This is a genomic window from Nitrosomonas ureae (genome assembly GCF_900206265.1).
In the GTDB taxonomy this organism is placed as follows: domain Bacteria; phylum Pseudomonadota; class Gammaproteobacteria; order Burkholderiales; family Nitrosomonadaceae; genus Nitrosomonas; species Nitrosomonas ureae_C.
The window spans coordinates 397,095-423,377 of record NZ_LT907782.1; the positions used below are offsets into that span (position 1 = coordinate 397,095).

Sequence of the window (26,283 nt, forward strand, 5' to 3'; positions counted from 1 at the left end):
TAATGAATCAAATTGGCTGCTGAAATTAGATGAGTGCTCAAATTCTTGATGGTAAGAAAGTAGCTGAATCAGTGCGTTCCGAATGGAAAGTCCGCGCTGACAAGCTAGTCCGGTCAGGCATAAAACCAGGGCTGGCCGTAATTATCGTCGGCAATAATACGGCATCCGCAATTTATGTCAGGAATAAAGTCAAAGCCTGCAACGATATTGGCATTTATTCGGAGGTGCATAGCTTTTCCGAGCTTGCAACACAAAATGAAGTACTGGACTGTATCCAATCGCTCAATGAAAATTCACATATTCACGGTATTCTAGTGCAGTTGCCGCTTCCGGTACATTTTGAAAGTAATCGCATCATCACTTCAATTGCCATTGAGAAAGATGTGGATGGTTTTCATCTCTATAACGTCGGGGCATTGATTACCGGTAATACAATCTTTTCACCCTGCACTCCCTATGGTGTCATGATGATGCTGGAAAAGAATCATATTTCAATAGAAGGTCAGCATGCAGTAGTGGTCGGGCGCAGTAATATTGTTGGAAAACCAATGGCATTTATGTTGTTAGAGCAAGGGGCCACGGTTACTATTTGTACTTCGAAAACAGCTGATCTATCGCAATTTACCAGGAGTGCTGATATTTTGGTAGTTGCAACAGGCAAGCCACGCATGATTACTGCTAAAATGGTAAAACCAGGGGCAGTAGTCGTTGATGTGGGTATTAATCGATTAACGGATGGTAGCCTTTGTGGCGATGTTGATTTTGAATCTGTCAAAGAGGTTGCCAGTTATATTACACCGGTGCCTGGCGGCGTGGGACCCATGACAATTACCATGTTGTTGTGCAATACCATTCTGGCCGCAGAGCGAGCTCAAGCCAGCGTTGAGTAGTTTTAAGCCAATTAACCTTTGATAAGTGTGCCTGGAAATGGAATTACAACCTGATATTGATCCGCAGGAAACACAAGAGTGGCTGGATGCACTGAATTCAGTTATTGCCAGTTCCGGTGGGGAGCGTGCCCATTTTCTGCTGGAAAAATTGATTGAAAAAGCGCGTCGTTCAGGCGCGTATTTGCCTTATAGTGCCAGAACAGCTTATATCAACACGATTCCAACGGGTAAAGAAGCACGTTCACCGGGTAATAACGCAATCGAACACAGAGTTCGTTCGTATGTCCGTTGGAATGCCATGGCGATGGTATTGCGTGCTAATAAAAAAACTAATGTTGGCGGGCACATCGCAAGTTTTGCATCCGCAGCGACTCTCTATGATGTTGGTTACAATCATTTCTGGCATGCGCCGAGCGAAACTCACGGCGGAGATTTGGTTTATGTGCAAGGACATTCCTCCCCGGGTGTTTATGCATATGCATTCCTGTCTGGAGAATTAAGCCAGGATCAACTGGATAATTTTCGTCAAGAAACGGACGGAAATGGTTTATCTTCTTATCCGCATCCATGGTTAATGCCTACTTTCTGGCAATTTCCAACGGTTTCAATGGGATTGGGACCGTTAATGGCGATTTATCAAGCGCGATTTATGAAATATCTTGGCAGCCGGGGAATGGTTAATACCGAAGGACGGAAAATCTGGGCATTCATGGGTGATGGCGAGATGGACGAGCCCGAGTCGCTCGGTGCAATCTCACTGGCATCGCGCGAGAATTTGGATAATCTCATTTTTGTAGTGAACTGTAATCTTCAGCGTCTGGATGGACCCGTACGAGGAAATGGCAAAATTATCCAGGAGCTGGAAGGTGCTTTCCGGGGTGCCGGTTGGAATGTGATCAAAGTGATTTGGGGATCTTATTGGGATCCCTTATTGGCTAAGGATACTAAAGGGTTATTGCAGAAACGCATGATGGAATGCGTCGATGGTGAATATCAAAATTTTAAATCGAGAGATGGGGCATATGTGCGTGAGCACTTTTTTGGAAAGTATCCTGAATTATTGGAAATGGTTGCCAATATGTCGGATGATGATATTTGGCGATTAAATCGGGGCGGGCATGATCCCTATAAGGTATTTGCGGCTTATGCAGCGGCGGTAAAGCATACGGGTCAACCTACGGTGATACTCGCTAAAACTATTAAGGGATATGGTATGGGGGAGGCCGGGGAAGCACAAAATATAACGCATCAGCAGAAAAAAATGGGAACCACCTCGTTAAAGGCATTTCGTAACCGTTTTGGTTTGAACATTCCGGATGACAAGATAGACGAAGTGCCTTATCTGACTTTTGCTAAAGATTCGCCGGAATTCACTTACTTGAAAGAACGGCGTAAAGCACTGGGTGGTGCTTTCCATCGCCGTGCAACCAAGGCGAAGCCATTGCAGGTGCCGCCGTTGTCCGCTTTTGAAGCTCTGTTGAAAGCCAGCGCGGAAGGACATGAATCGTCAACCACCATGGCTTATGTGCGTATTCTGAATCTTTTGGTTAAAGATAAAAAAATTAATAAGCATATCGTCCCGATAGTTGCTGATGAGTCGCGTACATTTGGTATGGAAGGCATGTTCCGACAGCTGGGGATCTGGTCTTCAGAAGGTCAGTTATACACGCCACAAGATGCTGATCAATTAATGTATTACAAAGAAGACAAGAACGGCCAGATTCTTCAGGAAGGTATTAATGAAGCAGGTGCGATGTCATCCTGGATAGCGGCTGCGACATCTTATAGTACTCATGGAATTCAAATGATTCCATTTTTTATTTTTTATTCCATGTTTGGTTTTCAGCGTATCGGTGATCTAGCTTGGGCGGCAGGAGATATGCGTTGCCGCGGTTTCTTGCTGGGAGGCACGGCGGGCCGCACGACATTGAATGGTGAAGGGCTGCAGCATGAAGATGGGCATAGCCATATCGTTGCATCAACGATTCCCAATTGCGTATCGTATGATCCGGCATTTGCTTATGAGCTGGCTGTTATTATCCAGGATGGATTGCGCCGGATGTATCAGGAACAAGAGGACATTTATTATTATATTACAGTAATGAATGAAAACTACGCTCATCCTGCAATGCCCGCTGGCGCTGAGAAAGATATATTACGAGGGATGTATCTGTTCAAGCAAGGAAGCAAGAACAGTAAGGAGTTACACGTTCAATTACTAGGGGCGGGAGCTATATTGCGCGAAGTAATCGCAGCTGCCGAAATACTCAAGCAAGAATATAATGTTAATGCGGATATCTGGGGTGTCACCAGTTTCAATGAATTGAGGCGAGAGGCGCAGGGAGTGATGCGTTGGAATATGTTGCACCCCACGCAACCGGCCAAACTGTCTCATGTGCAAAATTGCCTTAAAGGGTACGTAGGGCCGGTAGTTGCTGCAACCGATTATATGAAAATTTATGCTGATCAAATTCGTGAATTTATTCCAGGGCGATATTATGTCCTCGGAACGGATGGTTTTGGGCGCTCCGATACACGCGAAAAATTGCGTCGTTTTTTCGAAGTTGATCGTTTTTATATTACCATTGCAGCACTTAAGGCATTGATGGAAGAAGGAAAAATTTTACCTCAACAGATTGCGGATGCGATACAAAAATACGGTATTGACCCTGAGAAGCCGAATCCCGCAATAAGCTAGATGTGCAGGAAAATAGCATTAATCGTTTAAGAAAAACACTTGTATCATTATCTCTTTCCAGTGAAGTAATTTGAGGAAAATATGTGGCTGAATTAAGAAAAGTTTTCATTCCGGATATCGGAGATTTCAAAGATGTTCCTGTTATTGAGATCTTAATTAAAGCGGGCGATGCTGTTAAAACAGAGGATTCGCTTATTACACTGGAATCTGACAAGGCCACAATCGAGATTCCATCACCTTTCAGTGGCTTGATCAGGGAGATTTTTGTCAAATCCGGAGATAAAGTATCGGAGGGCACGGCAATCTTAAGCATCGAAGATTCTGATGATACCCAAAGTGAGTCGCTGCCACAAACTGCAGTGGAAGAAAACGCTAACAAGAATGTTGTCGAAGTTACGCCTGAAGTTGGCGTTAAACCGGATAACGTCCAGTCAGTACAAAACATGCCACAACCGATATCCGCTAGAGATGATATTTCTTCCAGAGCGCATGCAAGTCCATCAATTCGCCGTTTAGCACGGGAGTTGGGTGTTAATCTGGAATTAGTTACAGGAAGCGGCCCTAAACAACGTATCTTGAAAGAAGACGTGCAAGCCTATGTAAAAGCGGAATTATCGAAATCTGGGAATAAAAATTCAGGAACGGCGTTTGATTTTCCGCCATGGCCCGAAGTCAATTTCGCTAAATATGGTCCTGTTGAATCAAGAAGCCTGACACGTATCAAACAAATCTCTGGCGCCAACTTACATCGTAATTGGGTAATGATTCCGCATGTCACTCAGTTCGATCAAGCGGATATTACTGATTTGGAAGCGTTGCGAAAAAAATCCAACGAGAATCAAAATGCCACTAAATTTAAATTGACTTTGCTGGCATTTGTGATGAAGGCATTGATCGCGCCGCTAAAGAAATTTCCGGAGTTTAATGCATCACTCGATAATTATGCAGATGAGGGAAGCAGTTTAATCATCAAACATTATTATCATATCGGCTTTGCCGTGGATACGATCAATGGGCTGGTTGTGCCTGTAATCAAAGACGTGGATCAGAAAGGAATCTTTGCGATTGCCGAAGAACTAACTCGGCTATCTTCATTAGCACGTGAAGGCAAACTAAAGCCCACTGATATGCAAGGCGCCAGTTTTACCATATCAAGTTTGGGTGGAATTGGCGGTACAGCATTTACACCCATTATCAATGCTCCTGAAGTTGCCATTCTGGGAATTTCAAAGGCCGATATTAAACCAGTTTATCAAGACCTCCAATTTATTCCCCGCTTGATACTTCCCCTGTCGCTTTCCTACGATCATCGCGTCATTGATGGCGCGGCTGCAGCGCGTTTCACTACACATTTGTCAGAGATATTGACAGATATGCGGCTTGCTTTACTATGATGTATCCTAAATCTTGAGATTGAGAAAAAGTGGAAATTATTGATAAGTTTCCTCTAACCGGGATCTATGGGGGTACGTTTGATCCTATTCACTATGGTCACCTGCGTATCGCTGAAGAATTACTCGATCATGCCGGTTTAAAGCGCATTCTTTTTATTCCTTCAGGTGCACCTCGGTTGCGGGTTGCTCCCGCTGCATCAAGAGGTCACCGGTCAGCCATGGTGCGTTTGGCAATTCAAGATAACACCCGGTTTTCTCTTGACGAGCGTGAAGTTAATCGTCCGGGTATTAGTACAACGATTCAATCGCTACGTGAGTTCAGGTGCGAACTTGGTGATCATGCAGCACTTTGTTTTATCCTTGGAGTTGATGCGTTTGTTAAAATAGATCACTGGGTGGAATGGCAGGAGTTATTTGCTTTGTGCCATATTATTTTGGTTGCCCGTCCGGGTTATGTTCCGATCGGCAAAAACAAGGCGTTATCTGCAGAAATACAAAAGGAATTGGTATCTCGGTCCGTCGCGTATGCAAGCGATCTCGGATCACAATCCAATGGCTTTATATATACTGCCCGGACATCATTACTGGAAATTTCAGCATCGCATATACGATCATTAATAAAAAACAATAAAAGCATACGTTATTTATTACCTGAGAATGTCGTTGATTATATTCAAACCAATCGGTTATACACTGGAAATTTATGAATTCTGAAAAGCTTATTAAGGTCATAATCGATGCACTGGAGGAAATTAAAGCGCACGATATCGATGTAATCAATGTCACAAAAATAACTTCGATGTTTGAACATATCATCATTGCCAGCGCGGATTCAACGCGCCAGACAAAATCTCTGGCAAACAATGTACAAGAAAAGGTCAAAGCTGCTGGAGGAAATGTTTTTAGTGTGGAAGGAGAGCAGTCAGGCGACTGGCTGCTGGTTGACGTGGGTGATGTGATCGTACACATCATGCTACCGGCCGTTCGCGAATACTACAATTTGAAAGCGTTATGGTGCGAGCGGAATTAATCCTCCCCGGATCATGCATGATTTCTTCATATTATGAAATGTTTTATACTCGCGGTCGGGCATAAAATGCCAGATTGGGTCAATACGGGTTATCTTGAATATATCAAACGCATACCGCGAGAAATATCAGTGAATTTGATTGAAATAAAACCGGAAAAACGGGTTGCGGGGAAACCGGTTGAACAGCTTCTTTTGGCAGAATATCATCGTATTCGTGCAGTTCTGCCGCACCATTGCCGGATTCAAGTCTTGGATGAAAGTGGTCAGCAATGGACAACAAAACAATTTGCCAATGAAATGCAAGGATGGATGGATAGTGGCGATGCAATCGCCTTTGTGATTGGGGGAGCAGATGGTTTGCATTGTGATATCAAACATACTGCCAACGCATTGATCGCCGTATCGAAATTTACGTTACCCCATGGACTTGTCCGTGTAGTACTGGCAGAGCAACTCTATCGGGCTATATCAATTATAAAAAACCATCCTTACCACAGGGATTGAAAAACGAGCATGCTCTTACTCAATTTTCCACCGTATTTCAGATCCGATAAATAAACTGCTACTGATATCGAATCCTGCGTTTACTGATTAAAACTATATTAATTGAGATGTTTCCCGAGAACCAAATCTATCTTGCCTCAAGAAGCCCTAGAAGACGTGAATTATTAAGACAGGTGGGCGTACGATTTAATCTTCTGATGATGCGTGAAACTTTAGGCCGTACGATTGATATCGATGAACAGTCATTTGAAAATGAAGCGCCTACTGACTATATTTATCGGATTACACAGTATAAAGCTAACGAAAGCTGGAAAAGGTTGTTGCAACGCCGGTTGCCGGTATTACCTGTCCTGGTCGCTGATACAATTGTCACGATTGACGGCACCATATTAGGTAAACCCAGGGATAAAATGCACGCAACTGATATGCTAAAAACTCTATCCGGGCGATCACATCAGGTACTAACCGCTATTGGTGTTGGAATCAGAGATAATATTCAAGTTAAGCTATCGACTTCAACCGTACGATTTCGTGAAATTACCGAACAGGAAATACGCCGATATCTGGAAAACAATAATATCTTGGACAAAGCGGGCGCTTATGCAATTCAAGGTATGGCAGCTGCATTTATCGCTGAAATATCAGGAAGCTATAGTGGGATTATGGGTCTTCCACTGTATGAAACCATACAATTGTTAGAGGAAACCGGCATACAAGTTGTTTAATTTGAATATCAAGATTGAATTTATCCTGCGATATTATACGAAGGATGTTGTAATAAGCCTTTGACTCCTTAGATCAATTACCTGATTTAACGTATCGGACATGAGTAACGAAATTCTAGTGAATATTACGCCCCAAGAAACCAGGGTTGCTATACTCGAACAAGGCGTAACACAAGAACTGCATATCGAGCGTACCAGCGGACGCGGTATCGTAGGAAATATTTATAACGGACGGGTGAGTCGTGTGTTACCAGGTATGCAATCGGCGTTTGTAGATATTGGTCTTGACCGGGCGGCTTTCTTACATGTGGCTGATATTCGTGATCCCAAGCCGGAAGGGGATGTTATGAAACCGATCGAGAAGCTGCTTTACGAAGGCAGTAGTATCGTGGTTCAAGTGATCAAGGATGCGATAAGCACCAAGGGTGCTCGTCTTTCTACTCAGATAAGCCTGGCGGGCCGGTTATTGGTTTATCTGCCGCAAGAATCCCATATCGGTATCTCGCAGCGTATCGAAGATGACAGCGAGCGTGAGTTATTACGTGAAAAGTTGCAGCAAATTCTTCCCGAGGATGAAGCGGGTGGTTATATCATCCGAACTATGGCGGAAACTGCGGATGAAAACGATCTGCGCGCTGATTTGGAGTATTTGCATCGATTGTGGCGCGACATCCAACAAAAGTCTGCGACCATTTCTGCGCCCGTATTGCTTTATCAGGATTTGGATCTCGGCCACCGCGTATTACGCGATTTTATCGATGAGGATACAGCTCGTATTCTGGTTGATTCACGTGAAAATTATCAAAAACTGGTGAAATTTGCACAAAGCTACATGACGTGCATCGCGGAGCGGATAACTTTGTATACCGGCGATCGGCCATTATTTGATTTGTATGCTGTTGAAGAAGAGATTGAGAGATCTCTGGCCAAGCGGGTTAATTTAAAATCGGGCGGATATTTAATCATCGATCAAACTGAAGCGCTCACCACAATGGATGTCAATACCGGCGGTTTTATTGGTGTGCGCAATTTCGACGATACTGTATTTAAAACCAATCTTGAGGCGGCACAGGTCATTGCCAGACAACTGCGTATGCGCAATCTGGGTGGAATTATCATCATAGACTTCATCGATATGGAGTCTGACGACCACAAAAATGCGGTTCTGACTGAATTCAACAAGGCGTTGTCGAAAGATCGTACACGCATAACCGTCAACGGTTTCAGCACATTAGGTCTGGTTGAAATGACGCGCAAACGTACCCGCGAGAGTTTGGCCCATGTACTCTGCGAAACCTGCCCGACTTGCCAGGGGCGCGGCGAAGTCAGGACGGCACAAACCATCTGCTATGAGATTTTGCGGGAGCTGCTTCGGGAATCGAGGCAATTTGATGCGAATGAATTCCGAATTCTGGCATCACAGCAAGTCATTGATTTGTTTCTGGATGAAGAATCGCAAAGTTTGGCGCAACTGGGTGATTTCATAGCTAAGCCTATAAGTCTGCAAATTGAGGAATCTTACTCACAAGAGCAATACGATGTGATATTGATGTAGCATATCTGTGGATGGAAAATTCAAGGTTCGATCAATTATCAGATAAATTCTAAAATCCCAGAAAGAGTACGCTGTTTACTTAACCCTGTTGGCGCTGTGTTTGACAGCCTATCAAGCTTTCAGTATATTTAATAGAATATAAAGTATTTTGATTTCTGCCTTAAATCTTTTTGTTTGATTTTGTATGCGCATCGTTGTTACTGGAATGGGGGTTGTTTCACCGATCGGTACCGGCATCGATCAGTTCTGGAATGCAGCAATTAAAGGTACGAGCGGAATCAATGTCATTCAGTGTTTTGATGCATCCGGCCTTCGCTCCCGCATAGCCGGTCAAATTACAGGATTCGATCCAGCGACTTTTCTGACAGCAAAACAGTTGGAACAAACTGACCGGTTCACACAATTAGCATTATGTGCGGCAGATCAAGCCCTAACAGATGCAGGTAGTCTGAAACACTATGAGCCACGGCGTTTGGCTGTAAGTCTAGGTTCCGGCATGGGTGGATTTTCAACCTTTGAATCTTCAGCAGCACGCAAGTTTCAGAACAAATCCATACCCCCGTTTACTGTACCTCGCATTATGGCCAATTCCGCGGCCGCCTGGATTGCCACAAAGCATGGATTTAAAGGTGCCAATCTGACATGCAGCACCGCCTGTTCGTCTGGTGCGAATGCTATCGGCATGGGATTGGATTTATTGCGCACCGGAAAAGCAGATGTCGTTGTTGCAGGTGGTACGGAAGCGTGCGTATTACCGCTGACTATTGCAGGTTTCGAAGCGTTGCATGCATTATCCACCGGATTTAACACTGATCCTGCGCATGCATCACGTCCATTCGCCCAAAGGCGTGACGGCTTTGTCATTGGAGAAGGTGCGGGTATATTGATTCTGGAAAAAGAAGAACAAGCACAACAGCGAGGAGCCAAAATCTATGCGCAAATTGCCGGGTATGGCTGTGCTTGTGATGCGGCGCATATTGTTGCGCCTGATATAAGCGGACAAGTTGCGGCAATGCAAACTGCGATTGAGGATGCCGGAATTGCACCTGACCAGATAGATTATATTAACGCGCATGCAACTTCTACGCCACTGGGGGATGTGATTGAGACTAAGGCGATCAAGCAGCTTTTCGGTTTGCATGCAGAGGAAATTTCCATTAGCGCAACTAAGTCGATGATCGGTCATACCATTGGTGCCTCGGCTGCGATCGGCAGCATCGCAACCATCATGGCGCTGCATACCAGCATGATCCATCCCACGATAAATCTGGATGAAGCGGATTCTGAATGTGATCTTAACTATACGCCCAATCATGCAGTGCAGAGACAAGTACAAGCAGGTATGTGTAATGCATTTGGTTTTGGTGGAAATAATGCCAGTATCGTCTTTACAACTCCTTAATATGGATACGAATATATGGATACAACAGAACTTGAAATGAAAGTGATCCGGTTTATCACGGAAAAAGTTGAGAATGCGAGCGCTTCAATGATTACTACTGCATCGAAATTTGAAGAACTTGGACTTGATTCGATGGATACTATCCAACTCCTCTTTGACGCGGAAGATGCTTTTGGTATTAGCTTTGAAGGCGAAGAAGTTAAAGGATTCCGTAGCGTAGGGGATATTATCGATTATATAAGCAAGCATCCACCGGAATCGAAACAGTGAAAGAGAGTTTTGTTACACGTTGGTTTGCTTGAACTTGAATAAGGGGCGGGAATAGCTGATTTTGAGTTTCCCCGTACCTGATAAAAATATTTCCCTATCCCTGTTTTTACAGATATAACTTAGACCAATGATGATGGTTAGATTGATGGATCGATTCATGGAAGGGATAATGTTATGAGAATGCAGAAGCTGATTCTCAATTAAAATATAATATTCTATGAGATCTTTGCAAAATCACAAAGATTTTCTATTTTGCTGTAATTCCCGATTTATTTGCCTGTCACTGGGAATTTTTAAGCTATCTTGCCGTAAATAAGCCGAAATAATCATTCTAAAGTGGCCGTTTCTGTCGAGAGGAGGAGGCAATCTCCCTATGTTTGTGTTATCAATCGGTGATCGGCAACGAGTCTGGGTAACCTTTTTAAGTTATACGCCATAGCCAAGAGCATGTGCCAAGCATGCGCTTTGGCCAGACCACGATAACGCAGGATTTTGGCATTGAACCACCTTGCCTGGCTGCCGAAAGTGCGCTCTACAACATACCGGGCTTTCGTGATCAAGCTATTGCGCTGCAACTGCCGCCGCGTCAATGGATTGTTCCTCAAAGCCTTATCCTGAATGCCGTTTTTGATACCACGTGATTTCAAAGCAGCCCGATGTTTTTGACTGCTATACGCCTTGTCGGCATGGATACGGGTTCCCGGTCGGATATTGGCTTTCTCCAACAAACCCAGCAGCGGTTTGCTGTCATGGCAATTGGCCGCGGTGGTTTCAACCGTCAGCACCAAACCATTGCCATCTACTACCGTATGCTGCTTATAACCGAACACTGATTTGCCGCCCTTCTGAATCCAATATGCTTCGCTATCTACACCGGGTTGGGTCACTTCAATGACCCGCATCGCTGATTGAGCACCCGGCTCATCATCTCGTTCTTCCCGATCGTTGACCACTTCATAAGCAGGCCTGGCTTTAGGTCTACGCGGACTTTGCGTAATGCTCGCATCAACATGGCAGCCTTTCCTAACCGCGATGTCGTGCACTTGTATCTGCTCATTCACCCGCGCTAACAATTCATCCCAAGCGTCCGCTGCCGTCAGGCGGGTTCTGAAGCGTGATAACACGGAATGATCCGGTACATCGTCTTCTAACGACAAACCCAAAAATCGCATCACATGCAGGTTCGAATTCGACATGTCTTCCACCGATTCATCGCTTAAACCACCGTTCCAGATTCTTACCAGCAGCATCTTGAACAGCAGCAATCCGGAATACGCCGGACGACCTGCCGCATCCGATACCGGTGCATAATGAGCTGCGATGGCTTTCTCTATCGAGTTCCAGTCTATCAACTGATCGATTTGCTTTAGAAAATTTTCCTTACGGGTACGGCGGGTTACATCGTATTCCGAAAAACTCATAGTCAACACTTCAATGCTATTGTTTTAAAACACAATACTATCATCCAATCCCTTATTCTGGGAGTGTTACGTGCAAAGGTCTCTCTATATGTTATATCCGCATAATTCTGATTACATCACCTGTTGAATCTTTTCTGGTATTACAAAGGTCATACCGCTTGGTTGAATAAGTTAATTTTTTGACATTGCTGGTGTGGGCCTGGGTTGATGCATGGGATAAATTCTACCTCTGAGTCAGATAACCCACTCGAGAACACCCTACAAGACAAGAGCTTTTATTCTACGCTGACACACTCTGATTCAAGAGACTCATTACGATAAGCCTGATCATTCATTCGGACCAAACACTGTAAAGTGGAACGGCTTAACTTTTTTTGCAATTTAAGAGGATAAAAACATGAAAAATATACCGCCTATTATTATAACCAGTCTGGACCAGGCACGCCTTGAACGCTTGTTCAGCTCCAGAAACTATAGTCAACTTCCCGGGATTGATGCACTTATTGATGAAATTGATCGCGCATCAGTTGTAGAACCCACTGAGGTACCACCTGATGTAATTACTATGAATTCGACGATTCGTTTTGTCGATGATATGAATGGCTCGGAGCATCAGCTTACGCTTGTTTATCCTGATGAAGCAGGCGCACATGGAACAATCTCTATAGCAGCTCCTGTCGGAAGCGCTTTGCTCGGGTTGTCTGTAGGTCAATCAATTAGGTGGCAAGTACCAGGAGGACGAGAACTCAATCTGCGCGTACTTGAGGTCATTCGACAGCCCGAAGCAATGGGAGAGTACCTCCGGTGAACTCCGTATTTTCAATTAAAAAGAAGTCAATAAATATTCCATTCCAGTTTGGGATAATCCCGCAAGATTGATATTTTCCTCGTTGAGGGTTGTATCTGCTGCCATAATGCCAATAGAGGCAACGGTATGAGCGCCTGAATCCAGCAAACCTACATAATAGGCTTGATCTTTCTCAGACGGCGCAAGGCCAACCACATTCTCATATAGCAGATTCACAGCAGCCGTATGATTTGTTATGTTGTCACCCAGCGCCGCACTGATTGCAAATTGCATCACGGTTTCATAACTCATACCGGCATCGAGCAGGCTCAAGCCGATGCCGGAAAAGGTCTCGTTTGACACCGATTCTCGGCCAAAAACAGCACCCAGCGTTTTGGCCGTGATGCCAGCCTTGCCGTCAAGGTCAAGCGCTAATGAGATATCATTAAATTGAATCCGTTCGATTTGATTGAGGGTATCTGTGCCGTCTACTCCACCATTCTGATGGATAACCGTCCAGCTTCCATCAGCATCAGGACGGATATCGTAATCACTTAAGTGGCCACGGTAAATGGCTGTGTCAGTATTTTCATTTCCGTTTAATGTGTCATTACCTTCAAACCCGGTCAGTGTATCTCTGCCCGTTCCACCTGTAATCAACTCGGCTGAGCTATGATCGACCGTAAAAGGAGTCTGGAAGCCTGAAAAAGAAATCATAAAAGTATTGGCAGTGGTTCCATTTCCATCTGCTTTGCTGATAATCGCGCCCGACTGCAAATAGCCTTTCAAACCAGCTGTTTCAGATGAAGTGCTTCCTGCGCCGACAAGATGTGCAACTGACAGCATTCCAGAGATTGTTATCTGATTGTCATTAAGGATCTGTCCTTCGTATTTATCAAGTTCCAGAAACTTTATTCTTTCCCATAAAATATCGTGCCATTCCCGGACGATTAATTCCTGTATGGCACCGTCGTTAAAGTAATCCTGCTTACTATCAATTCCATTCTTGCCTGACCAGTTGCCAACCCAATCGTTTCTGAATAAATTGCCATCACTATTATCAAGGCCATAGTATCCGAGATCAAAAAGAGCCGCTTCCCCGAATTGATACTTTCCGATATAACCAAATGAATTTTCAGTGCCATAGTTTTGTGCGCTACCGGGAACACTGGATGATTCTTTGAAACCCAATTCATCAAAATAATCTTGATATGTTTTAGCCATGATTATTTCTCGTTAAGTAAAATAGTATTGATAACACGAAAAGCCGATCAGCCCCTGAGCGCTGGCAGCTGCTCTTCTTTTGGTACGAAATTGAGCGCAATGCCATTATTACACCAGCGTTCTCCACGAGGAGGAGGGCCATCCGTGAAGACGTGGCCTTGATGACCTCCACAGCGTGCGCAGTGATATTCCGTGCGCGGCCAAATCATCTTAAAATCGATTTTAGTTGCTATATGCCCGGCTATTGGTTGGGTAAAACTGGGCCAGCCGGTCCAGCTCTCATACTTGTATGCACTTTCAAACAATGGAAGATAACAGGCGGCGCAAATAAATGTGCCTTCACGATCCTCATAGACCAGATTACTCGATTCCGGACGTTCGGTCGCTTCCTCGAATAGGATCTGATAGGCTCTGGGCGAGACCAATTCACGCCATTCCTTATGAGGCTTGTTGAGAGAGGAAATAGGGCTGGCTGCTTCGCCAACCATCGGCGTGCGCAAACATCCCGGCATCAGAGGAAGCACGGTTGCAACAGTCAGTGTTTTAAATAAAAAAGTGCGTCGTTTCATAAATCTTCTCCAATTCAACAGGATCATCGCGTGCTGAATGATATGCCTCCGTGTTCCTCATCTAGCTTAAATCAGCTTAAGCACAAATATCATGATCACACTTTGATCGTTACAACAGGGAATCCTGTGCTTTAATTATAATTGTTTCAAAGGCGTTCGAACGCCAATAACCAAACTAATTAATTTTTTGATATGACCCGGCAATACTTCGACAAAGCACAAACTCTGATTGATGCGGCAAATAACGAAGATCCGAACCAGGAAATCATTGAGGGCCAAATCTGGCCGAAAGAGTTGCTTTATTCACACCGCATGTCAGATATGCTTGAACGTTATTCACCCAACGCCGATGATGCCATAAAACTGGCAGTGAGAGCGCAACATATCCAGCGCTGGAGAACGCCACGCAGTGCTTATCCGATGGGTCGCAAGGGTTATCATCAATGGCGAGCCGGATTGAACAAATTCCATGCCGACATTATTGCTAATCTGCTTGCTAAGGCTGGATATGAAAACGAATTTATCATGCGCGTGGCCCAGGCCGCTGGCAAAAAATCATTGAAGACCAATCCGGATACCCAGTTATTGGAAGATGTCTCCGGATTGGTCTTTCTTGAACACTACTTACCCAATTTCACGAGTAGGCACCCTGAATACGCTGAGTCGAAGTGGATTGATATCATGGATAAAATTTGGAGAAAAATGTCTCCTCAGGCTCATCAATTTGTTCTTGATAGATACATCAAATTATTGGATTCCTTTGCTATGCTGATTAGAAAAACCGTGATCAAATGAATCAGGATGTTGTTTCTATAGCAAATAAAGCACCCCGCCGCAAGCAGCGGGGTATTAACTGCGCTCTACAATCTGCTGGTTTTCAACCAGCTTTCGCCCCAAGGGGGCGGGGAATTAAACCCGCAGAGATTAAATTAGACGTATTGATGTGGTTACATTAAATCAGGGACATTCCTTAAACTATTTTTTCATTACGGAACAAATATAAGTACGTCCGAACAGCTTATCACTAGATAATGTAGTCACGAGATTAGAACTATGAGATTCTTGTAAAAACACAGGGATTTCATATGACATATTCACACCGCAGACATGACATATCAGAGGAAGTATGGGCGCAGCTAGAGACACATCTGCCTGGACGCCAAGGCGTTTGGGGAGGGCTGGCCAGAGATAACCGGCAATTCATCAATGCTGTTTTCTGGATTATGCGCACGGGTGCGCCATGGCGGGATTTACCGCCGGATTATGGCGATTGGAGCAATACGCACCGTCGTTTTATTCGCTGGCGCGACAAGGGCATCTGGGAAAAATTACTGGAAGTGCTGATTGACGACCCGGATTACGAATGGCTGATGATTGATGCCAGTCATTGTAAGGTACATCCTCATGCTGCCGGAGCCAGAGGCGGGAATCAAGACATGAGCCGCACAAAAGGGAGCTCAATACCATGATACATCTGACCGTGGATGCGCATGGTATGCCGGTCAGAGTTTTTATTACACAAGGTACCACAGCGGATTGCACGCAGGCTGGCCGCCTGATCGAAGGGCTTGATGCGGATTATTTACTGGCGGATCGCGGTTATGACAGCAATGCGATTATTGAACAAGCAAGAAAACAGGGCATGGAAGCTATAATTCCTCCAAAGAAAAGCCGTGCAGCGCAAAGGTTCTACGATAAGGCATTGTATAAATTGCGGCATCTTGTAGAAAATGCTTTTCTGCACCTCAAGAGATGGCGCAGCATCGCCACAAGATACGCCAAAAATACCACCTCTTTTCTCGCCGCTGTACAAATCAGATGCATCGCTCTCTGGGCAAATATTTCGTGACTACACTATCTAAAGCACCAATAATGATCTTCTGCAGAAAGCGCAGTTGTTTTACTATGAAGCGGTGTTGGTTGATATAATTTTTTGTTATTCCTACATTATCAGAGAAAATACTATGTTTACTCGTTCAAAATTTTCATCCCATAAATTTATGTTTGTAATTTTGATTGGGATCATATTTTCCGTCCTGGCGTTTGGTATGCTCTATGGTACAAGCTCACAAGGGGATTCAGCCGAAACTTATCCCAAAGGTTTTCGCGGCGGTGCCTGCACCATAGAAACTGAGAACCTAATCATTGGCTATTCAGGATATTATCTTCCGGCGGACTACGAGTCACCTGAAGATACTCTGCGGTCACCCCATGTTCCTGTTCAATGTGGAAAAGTACCCGAACCAGCGGCAGTGAATATTTCGATCGATTTGCTGTATCCGGAATCGGCACGAAATTTTCTGTTATCTCAACGCTTGGTTAAGATAGTCACTATTGAAAACACGGAAAAAGAACTCGAAATATTGTCTGCACCCGCGGAGCAGCACCCATCGGGTGTAATCACCCAAGCCTTTAAACTGAGTGAAGTGGGGCAATATATTTTGTATTTGGAAGGAAGTACTGAGAACACAAACATTCAAGTCAAAGTACCATTAAAAGTCGGATTGGATTGGCAAGATCATTTCAAAAAGCTTTTCTCAACATTTCTAAAAAAAGATTAATCTTCGTAACCTTACAAGAAATGATTCATGTCGCTATGAACATAGAAAATTTAGTCTGGTAGAGTGAAAATCTTAAGAATCCCTAAAAGATGGGACAATACTTGCCGTAATGATCATTATAAAAATTGGGAGAAATTTCATGGATGTAGCCGGTATAGCAAGAATAGCAACTGAAATGACGGACTTTAGTACTAAGGAGGCAGTTGGCATTGCAGTTCTTAAAAAGGCCATAGATATTAATGCTGCAGGCGCTCTCGCATTAATTGAAGTCATTCCCGATAATTCTCAATCTGCACCAAACTTACCCTTAAATCTCGGACGAAATATAAATACGATCGCCTAATTTCCGTCTCTATTGACTCATCATTAGTAGCTTGTACTCATAAATTTATGTAATGTTGCGGTCAAATAAAAAGCTGAATACTTCAATACGGTTGTTTTAAAGCATAATTATAATACCAGATCCCATACTCTTGGGATTTGGGTGTGCAAAGGTCTCTGATGGAAATTTCAACTACAAGGACATGCATTTTGCTGGGGGCCGTTTTCTCGGGCGGCTTCTCCATAATAACAATAGTTGTTTGATGTTTTTTCAGGGGCAGCTAGGTAGCTCAGTCTTTGATTCGGGGCAACTGATTTGAGTGAATTTCTGACTAATATTGTATTTTTGCAATATTTGCCGAAATTATGATTATATTTCATTTATCTAACGAAGTTTCTAAGATTGTCAGAGATCTTGACGATGATACGATGAATAAAAATCAACAGTTAAGTTTTACAATAAACCAATATTTCAGGAGATTTTATGAAAAAAATTATTTTAACAATGTCTTGTGTAATATCACTGCTTATTGCGAATATACAGTCCATTACGGCTGAAACTATTGCGGTGGAAGGTAATTCCATTTTTATTCTTGATAACAGTGTGACAGGCTCTCAATTGGTTGTGAGAAACCTTAGTGATGGTACTTTGAATTCGTGTCTTGCCGATTCAGGTTTGAATCTTCTCGGTTTGAATATAGACACAGATGCAACTGACGTCATTATCAAAAAAGGTACCGCTGTAGTTACAACTTTAAATACTGTTAGTCAGATAATTGATGTTAAGCTGGTAGACGTTAAAAACTGTCCAATTAGTTATACTACTGATCTCATTGAATGTTATGCAGCGGTACAGGGTGATAAATTAATCATACCATGCCTTAAATACGGTGATAATATCATCTCGGTTGTACTGGGACGTCGAGGCAATTCAATGAACTATGAGTATGAATCATCCAAGCCTGGCAAAGATCATAAGCAAGACAGTGAAAATGATTAGAAAAAAAACATTCAGTTAGTCCAATCAGCCTAGATACGCCGCTTTTTAAGATCTCATCATTAAAGGTAGTCAATAGATGCAATTGCCCTAAAGCTGATTGGAACATTATTTGCTAGGTTTTTTCACTAGCGAATACCCTACAGCATTAGGAAGTTGCCAAGCATAGGTAGTATAGCTGCATCCAGCACATTGCTTCTGCTGAATTAGAGCCGGTAATGCCTCAGTAGATACTTATAAATCAAGTCTCTGTATAAGGACTCGGCTTGCTTTCATCGGATCATAAAGCTCCGCTGCTGCTCAAAAAGTGCATCGCTCCATTTCTATGGTGGCAAGCAACATCAACTTGTGTATACAAGATTGCATCATTATCTTTTCTACTCCTTGTGTCAGCCGCTAGTATAATTTGATCTCAAGAAATCAACTTGTTAAGCCGTAATGTTAAAGTTACTACTTAGCTATTTAATTTAATTTGAAAAAGTAAAGAACCTAAGTACTAAGAGGTATGTTTGTTAATCAAAAATAATTACGAAGTATAGTTTTTCATAAAAACTGGATTTCGATTTATATGGAGCTCTTTTAGTGAATTCACGCATTTCTTTCAATTTACTATCAGATATATGTGATTTTGCTGTGTGCATTAATGCACAAGGAATTATTCAACAGGCATCCAAATCGTCACAGCAATTTTTACAATTATCTAAGGGCTTGCTTCATGAATCGATTGGGTCATACATTCAACCTGAAGATATAGCATTATTTTGGGATGCTCAGGAAAAGGCAAGGAAGACTGGCGAGAAACAGACTTTTATTTGCCGCATTCTACGCCAACTCATGTTGCCGATATGGGTTGACTGCTTCATTCATCGATTAGTGAATGATCAATATATTGTTATTGCATTCGATGCTACGCATTGGAAGGAAAGTGAGACTCGACTGGCTTATTTCTCAACACACGATACGTTGACAGGACTGCCTGGAAAGGTATTACTCGATGACCGCATTGCTATGAATATTCAAACCGCGCAGCGAGAAAAGAGCTTTTTGTCATTAGTGGTAATAAGTTTAGATGGATATAGAAAAATTAATGATTTATTGGGACATAGTATTGGTGATGAGCTAATCAGGAGTGTTGCAGAGCGTCTGCAAAATTGTGTTCGACGTAGTGATACCGTAGCGCGCGTGAGTGATGACGAATTTTCTATGATAATGATAGGGGTAGGGCAGAATAATATTGAGATGATCGCAAGAAAAATATTGACGGCATTACAACAATCATTTCATATTAGTGAGCATACCCTTCATATTAGCGCAAGCTTGGGTATATCCTTGTATCCAGAGCATGGAAGCAGTGCTTCACATTTATATCGACATGCCGAGGTTGCAATGTATAGAGCGAAAACACTGGGCAAGAATCATTGGAAAATTTATAGCGATCAAGTTGATGATAGTGAGAGAAGCGATTTATCATTAGAGTCCGCTATGTATCGAGGAATTGAGAATGGTGAGTTTATGTTGCACTATCAACCGATTTTCTGTGCACAAACTGGTCAATTAAGAGGTGCTGAAGCCTTGATGCGTTGGAAAAATCCAAATCAAGGTTTTATTCCCCCGATAAAATTTATTCCATTGGCAGAAAATAGCGGCTTAATTAAAATTCTTGGAGCATGGGCTTTGCGAAGTGCATGTTATCAAGCGAAACAATGGCAAGATGCGGGCCTTAAAGATTTTTATATTTCTGTTAATGTATCTCCACGTCAGTTTGTTCAGGAAGATTTTCTGGAAATGATCAATGGAGTGCTGAGAGAATCTGGTTTATTACCACAGAACCTTATGCTGGAGATCACGGAAGGTGTGCTGATGGATAATCCTCAGCGCTCGGGTGAGATTCTTACTCAACTACATGTGGCGGGAGTAAAAATTGCTATTGATGATTTTGGCACTGGTTATTCATCATTGGCTTATTTAAAAAAATTTCCCCTATCAGTATTGAAAATTGACAAATCGTTTGTGGATGATGTGATAAATTGCGCCGAAGACATGGCAATCATTGGTACCATTTTGAGTTTGGCAGAAGGCTTGAATCTGATGGTTGTGGCTGAAGGTGTAGAAAATGATGCACAATTAGGATTCTTAAAGCAAGAAGGTTGTAATTTAGTTCAAGGATACCTTACCGGTAAGCCTGTACATTCAGAAGACTTTAAAGACAAATATTTGGCTTGATTTAAAGCCAAAGAAACAAAATCGAGAATCCTTCTTCATATCGAAATTACCCTAGTTACGTTTTTTACTCTCAATTGAGTATACTGAAACTTATCAACAAATTACATAATTCAACTCAGGAAAGTTATTAGCTGTTGGTTTGCTAAGCGTTGAGTGTGAATATAATTTGAAAGTTCCAATACTGATACGATTCTGTATCATTGAGCTTGTCCGTTATCAAAAGAATAGAAAGGAATTTTTAATGACTAAGATTTGGTTTAAAGATTACACTATTGAGTATTTGGAAGGTTTGCGGAATGCCAATATGGGAGAACATATTGGGATTCAGTTTGTTGAGTTGGGTATGAATTTCTTGAAGGCGCGTATGCCAGTCGATAAGCGCACGACACAGCCATTTGGTATATTGCATGGAGGTGCAAGTTGTGTGCTATCTGAGACTTTAGGCAGTGTATCTGGCTGGATGACTATAAATCCCGAGGAATATCGTGCAGTTGGGTTAGAATTAAATATTAATCATATTCGGGCAGTCACTAAAGGTCATGTTATGGGTATCTGTACACCTTTGCATACTGGTCGACGTACACAAGTCTGGCAAACAGATATTATCGAAGAAGATACAAACAAGCGCGTGGCAATTTCGCGATTGACGCTGGCAATTATCGAACAAGGGACGCTCAGCGCACAAAAAGAGCACGTAATTGTCGACCGGCCATCGTAAACCCTAGTATCAGTTTTCCAACTTTGGCTTGTTGTATGTTTAGACTATACGGAAGTTTTATAGTATCAGTGGGATGCTTGCATTAGATTTTTTCATTGCTATTAGTGTTGTGTTCTACATTTTTGTGATTTGTTATTTTTTCTTCTGCAGCGGGATCAATCTCAAGCTGTATTTCTGCTTTCTGATTAGTGAATCCATTGTGGACATCTGGAGATGTTTTGCTTGCATTATTAAATTCGTTTTCATCCGAGTTATCATCTTGCTTACCTTTGCTATTCCACATGAAATATACCGCCCCCAGTGTTACTACAACCACCGGTAAAGTAATGAACACCAGCAATGCATACTCGACAGTCATGTCAGCACTTTGAGGAGGTGGGCTGCTAACAATTACATAAGCGTGCGTTAGCGCAACGCCATATACAGGTAGTAATGCCGCTATATAACGATTTGTGATGAATGGGCGAACTGTTAACATATTTAGTACGTTAGAAGCATAATATCCGACGAAATAAATAAAGATATAAAAGAAAATAGCACCCATAAGTTTTCCTGGTTAATCTGGTTTATCAGTAATTAGAAAGCGTTTTTAGAAAAAAATAATATAACTATTATATGATACACAGATCATCATTAAAAATGTACCAGTCAGTATTCTGGGCACTGAGGAATAATAAGAATTTATGGGCAATAACTCTAAGTTATTTATTTTTCTATCACAAATACTTCACATTTCTCGTGTTAGACTTCATTTACCTTCCTGATAGTTAGTCGATCAGCGTTCATTTGGACGCTGATCTTTTTATCACAAAATTTTCTTCATTAGATTTCTAATACTAATATCTGCGAAAAACATCTCATAGTCGTTCGTAGTAGTTAGTTTAAGTGAAATTGAGAAAATTATTCTTTACTCTTCCACAAAAGATTTATTCTTTTTAAATAAATTAGGTATGCTGCAGACTAGATAATCTAGTTAAGTGATCTATGAATCTATTTACTTTACAGTCTTCAATTGAATCAAATCTGCTTGCAATAGAAAAACCGTTGAATATCCCCGAATATTCTGAGAGACAAGAACTGCATGCTGAATTGAATGCGGTAGCATACGAATTATTGGCGCCGCCTTTTGAGCTCTCACATCTGGTGCTGATGTCTGAACGAGAGTGGATCGAGCAAGAACGAAAGCTGATCTGTCAGTTATGTAGGCGTTATAATATAAACCCGCCCAATTCACATGAAAATGATTTTAGTGCAGATTTTGGTGAGTTTCGTCTTAGATGGGAACGGCATACCGAATATTCGACGTATACTGTTTATCGTTTGGGAGTGTTTGATATTCCATTTAAGCATCCCGCGATTACATATGTGCCACAGGAGTGGTTGTCCAGCTTACCTGGTGAACTCCTAGTTGCGACGCATATTGCCCTGGAGGATCGATCACGACCCAAGCGCAGCTTGCATGAATTATCGGCGCTATTTGCTTCTGGAACTGTAATCGGTTCCAAAGTGGCAGGAGGTGCTGCAAGTGTATGGAGTGATAATCAGATTCACTCTGATAATTTCGGCCGTATTTTGATTCATGATGAGAATTTGCGCAGTCGTCAGATTGGGCGCTTGGTGCAGCGTCTTCTTGAGATTGAAACTTATCGCATGTTGGCGATGTTGCCATTACCCGTTACCCGCAAAATTATTCCGCAATTGGCTCGCGCAGATCAGCGTTTGGCCGAATTGACTGCCAATAATGTGATATTGACCAGTATTGAAGACGAACAACATTTATTGAATGAATTAACACTTTTGGCAGCAGAGGCAGAGCGCCTATCTGCACAAACCAGTCATCGGTTTAATGCATCTCGGGCTTATTATGATATTGTAAAATTGCGTATAGCAGAGTTACGCGAAGAGCGGATTGAAGGGTTGCAAATGTTGCAGGAGTTTATGATCCAGCGCTTGTCGTCGGCAATGGGAACTTGTGAGCTAGTTCATACTAAGCTGGAAACGCTGTCGATGCGTTTAGGGCGTGCATCTGCGTTATTACGTACACGGGTAGATTTATCCATGGAAGCGCAGATTCGTGATTTACTTAAATCCATGGATAATCGGGCGCACATACAACTGCGCATGCAGGAAACGGTTGAAGGCTTATCCGTAGTTGTATTGAGTTATTATTTGCTAGGTATCATCGGTTACGGATTAAAAGCGTTTAAGGCAGCAGAGCATGATATCAATGTAGAATTGCTGACGGGTATTGCGATTCCGGTGGTAGTACTTGGAGTTTTCTTAGTTGTTAGAAGGGTGCGTAATATGATCAGTAAATTGTAAAGATAGCCATAAAGGCTGATTAGAGAGTCACTGAACAATTAGCGGTTTCCAGATTTTTTGGCACTACTGCCAGTTATTTGAACACGAATTCGCAGTACTTCATTTCTCAGCGAAATTTTGTCACCGAATCCCTCCTGTTTTTGCTCATTATCCGCCGCCGGGGTATTTTGAGCAGGCTTATTCCTCAACTAGGGCCTGTTAATACTAAGAGACCTTTGCACGGTTACTGCGCGGCACGATAATTGCGTTAAAAATTTGCGAAAAATGCTCATTTACCCCGTGTAAACTCCGCTTTTTCGCAAATTTTTGACTTATTCTCGTACCGCTCATGACACCGTGCAAAGGTCTCACTAATTAAATGCTTCAACGATAAGAGCGAAATGGAAAGAGAGGAAGATGACATCCAATTTGTCGAATCTGGAGAATATTCGACGAAATCCTTTGAGCCTGCGGAATAATCTTTCAATCCCATTGTGTTTTTTGTACATGGCGCGATCATATTCCTAGGGTTCCAAGCGATTAGCTTTAGGTGGGACAATTGGGATATAGCCAAGCTTCAATGCAAGCTGTCTGGTTTGATCACCTTCATAAGCATGATCCCTCAGAAGATGAGTAAGTGAAGAGACGGGGCCGAGCGCTAACAGGAGTTGTCGTCCTTCCGGTGCGTCATGTGTATACCCCGGAGATAGGGCAAAAGTTATGATTGTTCTGGCATCTGCGGCAACCAGATGAATTTTATTGGTCCAACCACTTCTGGATTTACCGATGGATTGCGTGGTTTTTTTAATGTACCAATACCGCGCTTTGATGCAGGTGCCATTCAACGAAACGGCTCCGATTTTGATGCGAATGATTTGTTGTCGCTGCAACTGTTCAAAAGCTTTTTGAAGCACGCCACTTTTCGCCCATCGATTAATTCGAGTGTAGATGGTATGCCAATTACCGAAGCACTTGGGTAGTCCACGCCACTTGCAGCCATGCTCGGTAATATACAGAATAGCATTGAGAATTTGCAGATTAGAATAATCTGACATTGCCACGTTGGCGCGGCATGCTAGAAAATTTCCCGAAGCATCCGCCGTTTCTTGTGATTATAGCCAAGATCCGCAAAGCTTGATTGGCGTGACATGGTGTATTAAAAAAATTATCAGAAAACACGATTGTCCCAAACTTCGGGATCTGTTCAGTGTTTCTTTAGCATTCCGTAATACTGACAGCTAAACCGCCCAGTGAAGTTTCTTTATATTTTACTGACATTTCCAATCCGGTTTGTTTCATTGCGGTGATGCAGTTGTCCAATGACATAAAATGTTGACCATCCCCACGAATTGCCAGGGATGCAGCGGTGTATGCTTTGATGGCTCCGAATCCGTTGCGTTCTATGCAGGGTACTTGAACCAGACTGCCCACAGGATCACAAGTCATGCCTAGGTGATGTTCTAGTGCGATTTCTGCAGCATTCTCAATTTGTTGTGTAGTGCCGCCTTTTATAGCACACAGGCCTGCCGCCGCCATGGCCGAAGCTGAACCTACTTCTCCTTGGCATCCAACTTCCGCTCCGGAAATTGAGCTATTATGCTTGATTAACCCTCCAATCGCTCCTGCTACCAGCAAAAAATCCCGTACATGTTCCGGAGTTGCGCCTTCATGTTTTACCGCATAGTAAATAACAGCCGGTATTACGCCCGCTGCACCGTTGGTCGGTGCGGTAACCACCATATGTCCGGCTGCATTTTCTTCATTAACTGCCATGGCATAGGCACATAGCCAGTCATTTAAGTTAGCTTTTTGCGGATTGCTCTGTAATTGTTGAAACAATGCATGCGCGCGCCGTTTAATATTTAAACCACCGGGTAACCGGCCTTCCGCGATCAATCCATTTTCCAGGCAAGTTCGCATTGCGTTCCAGATTGCATCCAGTCCCGCATTGAGTTCTTTTTCATTAATGCGCTCTATCTCATTGCTGCGCTTCATGGCGGAAATTGATAAATTGCTATCGGCTGACATTTTCATCATCTGATTAGCTGAATCAAAGGGAAAACCACAGGAGTTGGTTGCCTCTATTTTGATGGGTGCTACAAGTTTGCCGATTTCCGGCAATGTGGTGATAAAGCCGCCACCAATAGAAAAATAGGTTTCGGTTAGCAACGTCTTGCCGGTTTCGTCCAACAGTTGAAAAATCATGCCATTAGGATGTTCTGGCAGAGGTTCTCCACGATCGAAGATAATATCTTCTGCCGGATTGAAGTGAATTGTGATGGATTCTGGGATCTGAATCGTTGTTTGTTGCCAAAGTTGTTCAAATAATTCATTAACATTCAGTTTGGCTAACCCTTGCGGTGTGTATTCATGCATGCCTAAAGTTACAGCTCGATCGGTAGCATGACCTTTGCCCGTGAAAGCCAGAGAACCTCGCAAAGTACAACGAACTTGCAAAAAGGATGGAATCTTGTGATCGGAAACGTAAATCTGGATACGGTCACGAAAATCTTTGGCTGCGACCATAGGACCCATAGTATGCGAGCTCGATGGCCCGATACCTATTTTGAAAAGATCAAGAACGCTAATGAACATTAAATTACCCGTGAAAATTAGGATTATTTACCATAGAGAGTTATGCGCTGAGTGGTGGTGTTTACGCGCTTAAATCAGCAGTCAGCTAGTATCCTATA

General features: G+C 42.9%; 24 protein-coding genes and 1 pseudogene. 19 read left to right on the forward strand and 6 right to left on the reverse strand.

Annotated features, from left to right (window positions below):
• Positions 1-29: 29 nt before the first annotated feature.
• From folD to CPG39_RS01775, 10 genes are all read left to right on the forward strand, one after another.
• Positions 30-890: a bifunctional methylenetetrahydrofolate dehydrogenase/methenyltetrahydrofolate cyclohydrolase FolD gene (gene folD, locus CPG39_RS01730; protein ID WP_096291757.1), complete on the forward strand. Its 861-nt coding sequence runs from the start codon at positions 30-32 to the stop codon at positions 888-890.
• Positions 891-927: 37 nt separating this feature from the next.
• The gene (gene aceE / locus CPG39_RS01735; RefSeq protein ID WP_096291758.1) at positions 928-3,588 is read left to right on the forward strand and encodes a pyruvate dehydrogenase (acetyl-transferring), homodimeric type; all 2,661 of its coding nucleotides are present in this window, start codon (positions 928-930) and stop codon (positions 3,586-3,588) included.
• A gap of 83 nt (positions 3,589-3,671) precedes the next feature.
• On the forward strand, positions 3,672-4,982 hold the full coding sequence (gene aceF, locus CPG39_RS01740; protein ID WP_096291759.1) for a dihydrolipoyllysine-residue acetyltransferase: 1,311 nt from the start codon (positions 3,672-3,674) through the stop codon (positions 4,980-4,982).
• Positions 4,983-5,011: 29 nt separating this feature from the next.
• Positions 5,012-5,689 (forward strand): nicotinate-nucleotide adenylyltransferase, encoded by a 678-nt coding sequence (gene nadD, locus CPG39_RS01745; RefSeq protein ID WP_096291760.1) that lies wholly within the window; start codon positions 5,012-5,014, stop codon positions 5,687-5,689.
• Positions 5,686-6,012: a ribosome silencing factor gene (rsfS, locus tag CPG39_RS01750; RefSeq protein WP_096291761.1), complete on the forward strand. Its 327-nt coding sequence runs from the start codon at positions 5,686-5,688 to the stop codon at positions 6,010-6,012. The genes nadD and rsfS overlap by 4 nt, the downstream gene beginning before the upstream one ends.
• Before the next feature lie 33 nt (positions 6,013-6,045).
• A complete protein-coding gene (gene rlmH, locus CPG39_RS01755) occupies positions 6,046-6,516 on the forward strand; it encodes a 23S rRNA (pseudouridine(1915)-N(3))-methyltransferase RlmH (protein WP_013647504.1) in 471 nt (156 codons plus the stop codon).
• A 107-nt stretch (positions 6,517-6,623) separates the two neighbouring features.
• Positions 6,624-7,241, forward strand: a complete 618-nt coding sequence (locus CPG39_RS01760) for a Maf family protein (protein ID WP_096291762.1) — start codon at positions 6,624-6,626, stop codon at positions 7,239-7,241.
• Between the two features lie 100 nt (positions 7,242-7,341).
• A complete protein-coding gene (gene rng, locus CPG39_RS01765; RefSeq protein ID WP_013647506.1) occupies positions 7,342-8,796 on the forward strand; it encodes a ribonuclease G in 1,455 nt (484 codons plus the stop codon).
• A 184-nt stretch (positions 8,797-8,980) separates the two neighbouring features.
• Positions 8,981-10,198, forward strand: a complete 1,218-nt coding sequence (gene fabF, locus CPG39_RS01770) for a beta-ketoacyl-ACP synthase II (protein ID WP_096291763.1) — start codon at positions 8,981-8,983, stop codon at positions 10,196-10,198.
• 15 nt (positions 10,199-10,213) lie between these two features.
• Positions 10,214-10,468, forward strand: a complete 255-nt coding sequence (locus CPG39_RS01775) for an acyl carrier protein (RefSeq protein WP_096291764.1) — start codon at positions 10,214-10,216, stop codon at positions 10,466-10,468.
• Positions 10,469-10,839: 371 nt separating this feature from the next.
• On the opposite strand, the gene CPG39_RS01780 is transcribed toward CPG39_RS01775, so the two are convergent.
• A complete protein-coding gene (locus tag CPG39_RS01780; RefSeq protein ID WP_096291765.1) occupies positions 10,840-11,889 on the reverse strand; it encodes an IS5 family transposase in 1,050 nt (349 codons plus the stop codon).
• 397 nt (positions 11,890-12,286) lie between these two features.
• Here CPG39_RS01780 and rnk point away from each other — a divergent pair, with 397 nt between their 5' ends.
• The gene (gene rnk, locus CPG39_RS01785; protein ID WP_096291766.1) at positions 12,287-12,697 is read left to right on the forward strand and encodes a nucleoside diphosphate kinase regulator; all 411 of its coding nucleotides are present in this window, start codon (positions 12,287-12,289) and stop codon (positions 12,695-12,697) included.
• Between the two features lie 15 nt (positions 12,698-12,712).
• Here rnk and CPG39_RS01790 read toward each other — a convergent pair whose 3' ends face one another.
• On the reverse strand, positions 12,713-13,900 hold the full coding sequence (locus CPG39_RS01790) for a hypothetical protein (RefSeq protein WP_096291767.1): 1,188 nt from the start codon (positions 13,898-13,900) through the stop codon (positions 12,713-12,715).
• 47 nt (positions 13,901-13,947) lie between these two features.
• On the reverse strand, positions 13,948-14,469 hold the full coding sequence (msrB, locus tag CPG39_RS01795; protein WP_096291768.1) for a peptide-methionine (R)-S-oxide reductase MsrB: 522 nt from the start codon (positions 14,467-14,469) through the stop codon (positions 13,948-13,950).
• Between the two features lie 192 nt (positions 14,470-14,661).
• On the opposite strand from msrB, the gene CPG39_RS01800 reads away from it, so the two are divergent.
• From CPG39_RS01800 to CPG39_RS01830, 7 genes are all read left to right on the forward strand, one after another.
• Positions 14,662-15,264: a DUF4202 domain-containing protein gene (locus CPG39_RS01800; protein WP_096291769.1), complete on the forward strand. Its 603-nt coding sequence runs from the start codon at positions 14,662-14,664 to the stop codon at positions 15,262-15,264.
• A 290-nt stretch (positions 15,265-15,554) separates the two neighbouring features.
• Positions 15,555-16,318, forward strand: a protein-coding gene (locus tag CPG39_RS01805; RefSeq protein ID WP_096291770.1) for an IS5 family transposase whose coding sequence is annotated in 2 segments (ribosomal slippage) — positions 15,555-15,912 and positions 15,912-16,318 — 765 coding nt in all. Because the reading frame shifts where the segments join, the coding sequence is not laid out codon by codon here.
• A gap of 46 nt (positions 16,319-16,364) precedes the next feature.
• Entirely contained in the window at positions 16,365-17,030 is a 666-nt protein-coding gene (locus CPG39_RS01810; RefSeq protein WP_231990355.1) for a hypothetical protein, read from the forward strand.
• 139 nt (positions 17,031-17,169) lie between these two features.
• The gene (locus CPG39_RS01815; protein WP_096291771.1) at positions 17,170-17,373 is read left to right on the forward strand and encodes a YjfB family protein; all 204 of its coding nucleotides are present in this window, start codon (positions 17,170-17,172) and stop codon (positions 17,371-17,373) included.
• A gap of 462 nt (positions 17,374-17,835) precedes the next feature.
• Complete coding sequence (locus tag CPG39_RS01820; RefSeq protein ID WP_096291772.1) at positions 17,836-18,351, forward strand: hypothetical protein; 516 nt, start codon at positions 17,836-17,838, stop codon at positions 18,349-18,351.
• A 579-nt stretch (positions 18,352-18,930) separates the two neighbouring features.
• Positions 18,931-20,571 carry a putative bifunctional diguanylate cyclase/phosphodiesterase gene (locus tag CPG39_RS01825; protein WP_096291773.1) on the forward strand — a complete coding sequence of 547 codons (1,641 nt, stop codon included), beginning with the start codon at positions 18,931-18,933 and terminating at the stop codon, positions 20,569-20,571.
• Between the two features lie 241 nt (positions 20,572-20,812).
• Positions 20,813-21,289: a hotdog fold thioesterase gene (locus tag CPG39_RS01830; protein ID WP_096291774.1), complete on the forward strand. Its 477-nt coding sequence runs from the start codon at positions 20,813-20,815 to the stop codon at positions 21,287-21,289.
• Positions 21,290-21,371: 82 nt separating this feature from the next.
• Here the strand turns inward: CPG39_RS01830 and CPG39_RS01835 are convergent, their stop codons facing one another.
• Positions 21,372-21,833, reverse strand: coding sequence for a hypothetical protein (locus CPG39_RS01835; RefSeq protein WP_096291775.1), 462 nt, complete (start codon positions 21,831-21,833; stop codon positions 21,372-21,374).
• A 440-nt stretch (positions 21,834-22,273) separates the two neighbouring features.
• Between CPG39_RS01835 and CPG39_RS01840 the strand changes: the two genes are divergently transcribed.
• Positions 22,274-23,611, forward strand: coding sequence for a DUF3422 family protein (locus CPG39_RS01840; protein ID WP_096291776.1), 1,338 nt, complete (start codon positions 22,274-22,276; stop codon positions 23,609-23,611).
• A 350-nt stretch (positions 23,612-23,961) separates the two neighbouring features.
• Here the strand turns inward: CPG39_RS01840 and CPG39_RS01845 are convergent.
• A pseudogene (locus CPG39_RS01845) lies at positions 23,962-24,664 on the reverse strand (IS5 family transposase).
• A gap of 141 nt (positions 24,665-24,805) precedes the next feature.
• Positions 24,806-26,185: an L-serine ammonia-lyase gene (locus CPG39_RS01850; RefSeq protein WP_096291777.1), complete on the reverse strand. Its 1,380-nt coding sequence runs from the start codon at positions 26,183-26,185 to the stop codon at positions 24,806-24,808.
• Positions 26,186-26,283: the final 98 nt, after the last annotated feature.

Coding starts and splice junctions, on each gene's coding strand:
- rsfS (WP_096291761.1), top strand. CDS start 5,686: ATGAATTCTGAAAAGCTTATTAAGGTCATAATCGATGCACTGGAGGAA.
- rng (WP_013647506.1), top strand. CDS start 7,342: ATGAGTAACGAAATTCTAGTGAATATTACGCCCCAAGAAACCAGGGTT.
- CPG39_RS01815 (WP_096291771.1), top strand. CDS start 17,170: ATGGATGTAGCCGGTATAGCAAGAATAGCAACTGAAATGACGGACTTT.
- folD (WP_096291757.1), top strand. CDS start 30: ATGAGTGCTCAAATTCTTGATGGTAAGAAAGTAGCTGAATCAGTGCGT.
- rnk (WP_096291766.1), top strand. CDS start 12,287: ATGAAAAATATACCGCCTATTATTATAACCAGTCTGGACCAGGCACGC.
- CPG39_RS01850 (WP_096291777.1), bottom strand. CDS start 26,185: ATGTTCATTAGCGTTCTTGATCTTTTCAAAATAGGTATCGGGCCATCG.
- CPG39_RS01830 (WP_096291774.1), top strand. CDS start 20,813: ATGACTAAGATTTGGTTTAAAGATTACACTATTGAGTATTTGGAAGGT.
- msrB (WP_096291768.1), bottom strand. CDS start 14,469: ATGAAACGACGCACTTTTTTATTTAAAACACTGACTGTTGCAACCGTG.
- CPG39_RS01800 (WP_096291769.1), top strand. CDS start 14,662: ATGACCCGGCAATACTTCGACAAAGCACAAACTCTGATTGATGCGGCA.
- CPG39_RS01820 (WP_096291772.1), top strand. CDS start 17,836: ATGAAAAAAATTATTTTAACAATGTCTTGTGTAATATCACTGCTTATT.
- CPG39_RS01780 (WP_096291765.1), bottom strand. CDS start 11,889: ATGAGTTTTTCGGAATACGATGTAACCCGCCGTACCCGTAAGGAAAAT.
- CPG39_RS01790 (WP_096291767.1), bottom strand. CDS start 13,900: ATGGCTAAAACATATCAAGATTATTTTGATGAATTGGGTTTCAAAGAA.
- CPG39_RS01775 (WP_096291764.1), top strand. CDS start 10,214: ATGGATACAACAGAACTTGAAATGAAAGTGATCCGGTTTATCACGGAA.
- rlmH (WP_013647504.1), top strand. CDS start 6,046: ATGAAATGTTTTATACTCGCGGTCGGGCATAAAATGCCAGATTGGGTC.
- CPG39_RS01760 (WP_096291762.1), top strand. CDS start 6,624: ATGTTTCCCGAGAACCAAATCTATCTTGCCTCAAGAAGCCCTAGAAGA.
- CPG39_RS01835 (WP_096291775.1), bottom strand. CDS start 21,833: ATGGGTGCTATTTTCTTTTATATCTTTATTTATTTCGTCGGATATTAT.
- fabF (WP_096291763.1), top strand. CDS start 8,981: ATGCGCATCGTTGTTACTGGAATGGGGGTTGTTTCACCGATCGGTACC.
- CPG39_RS01840 (WP_096291776.1), top strand. CDS start 22,274: ATGAATCTATTTACTTTACAGTCTTCAATTGAATCAAATCTGCTTGCA.
- aceE (WP_096291758.1), top strand. CDS start 928: ATGGAATTACAACCTGATATTGATCCGCAGGAAACACAAGAGTGGCTG.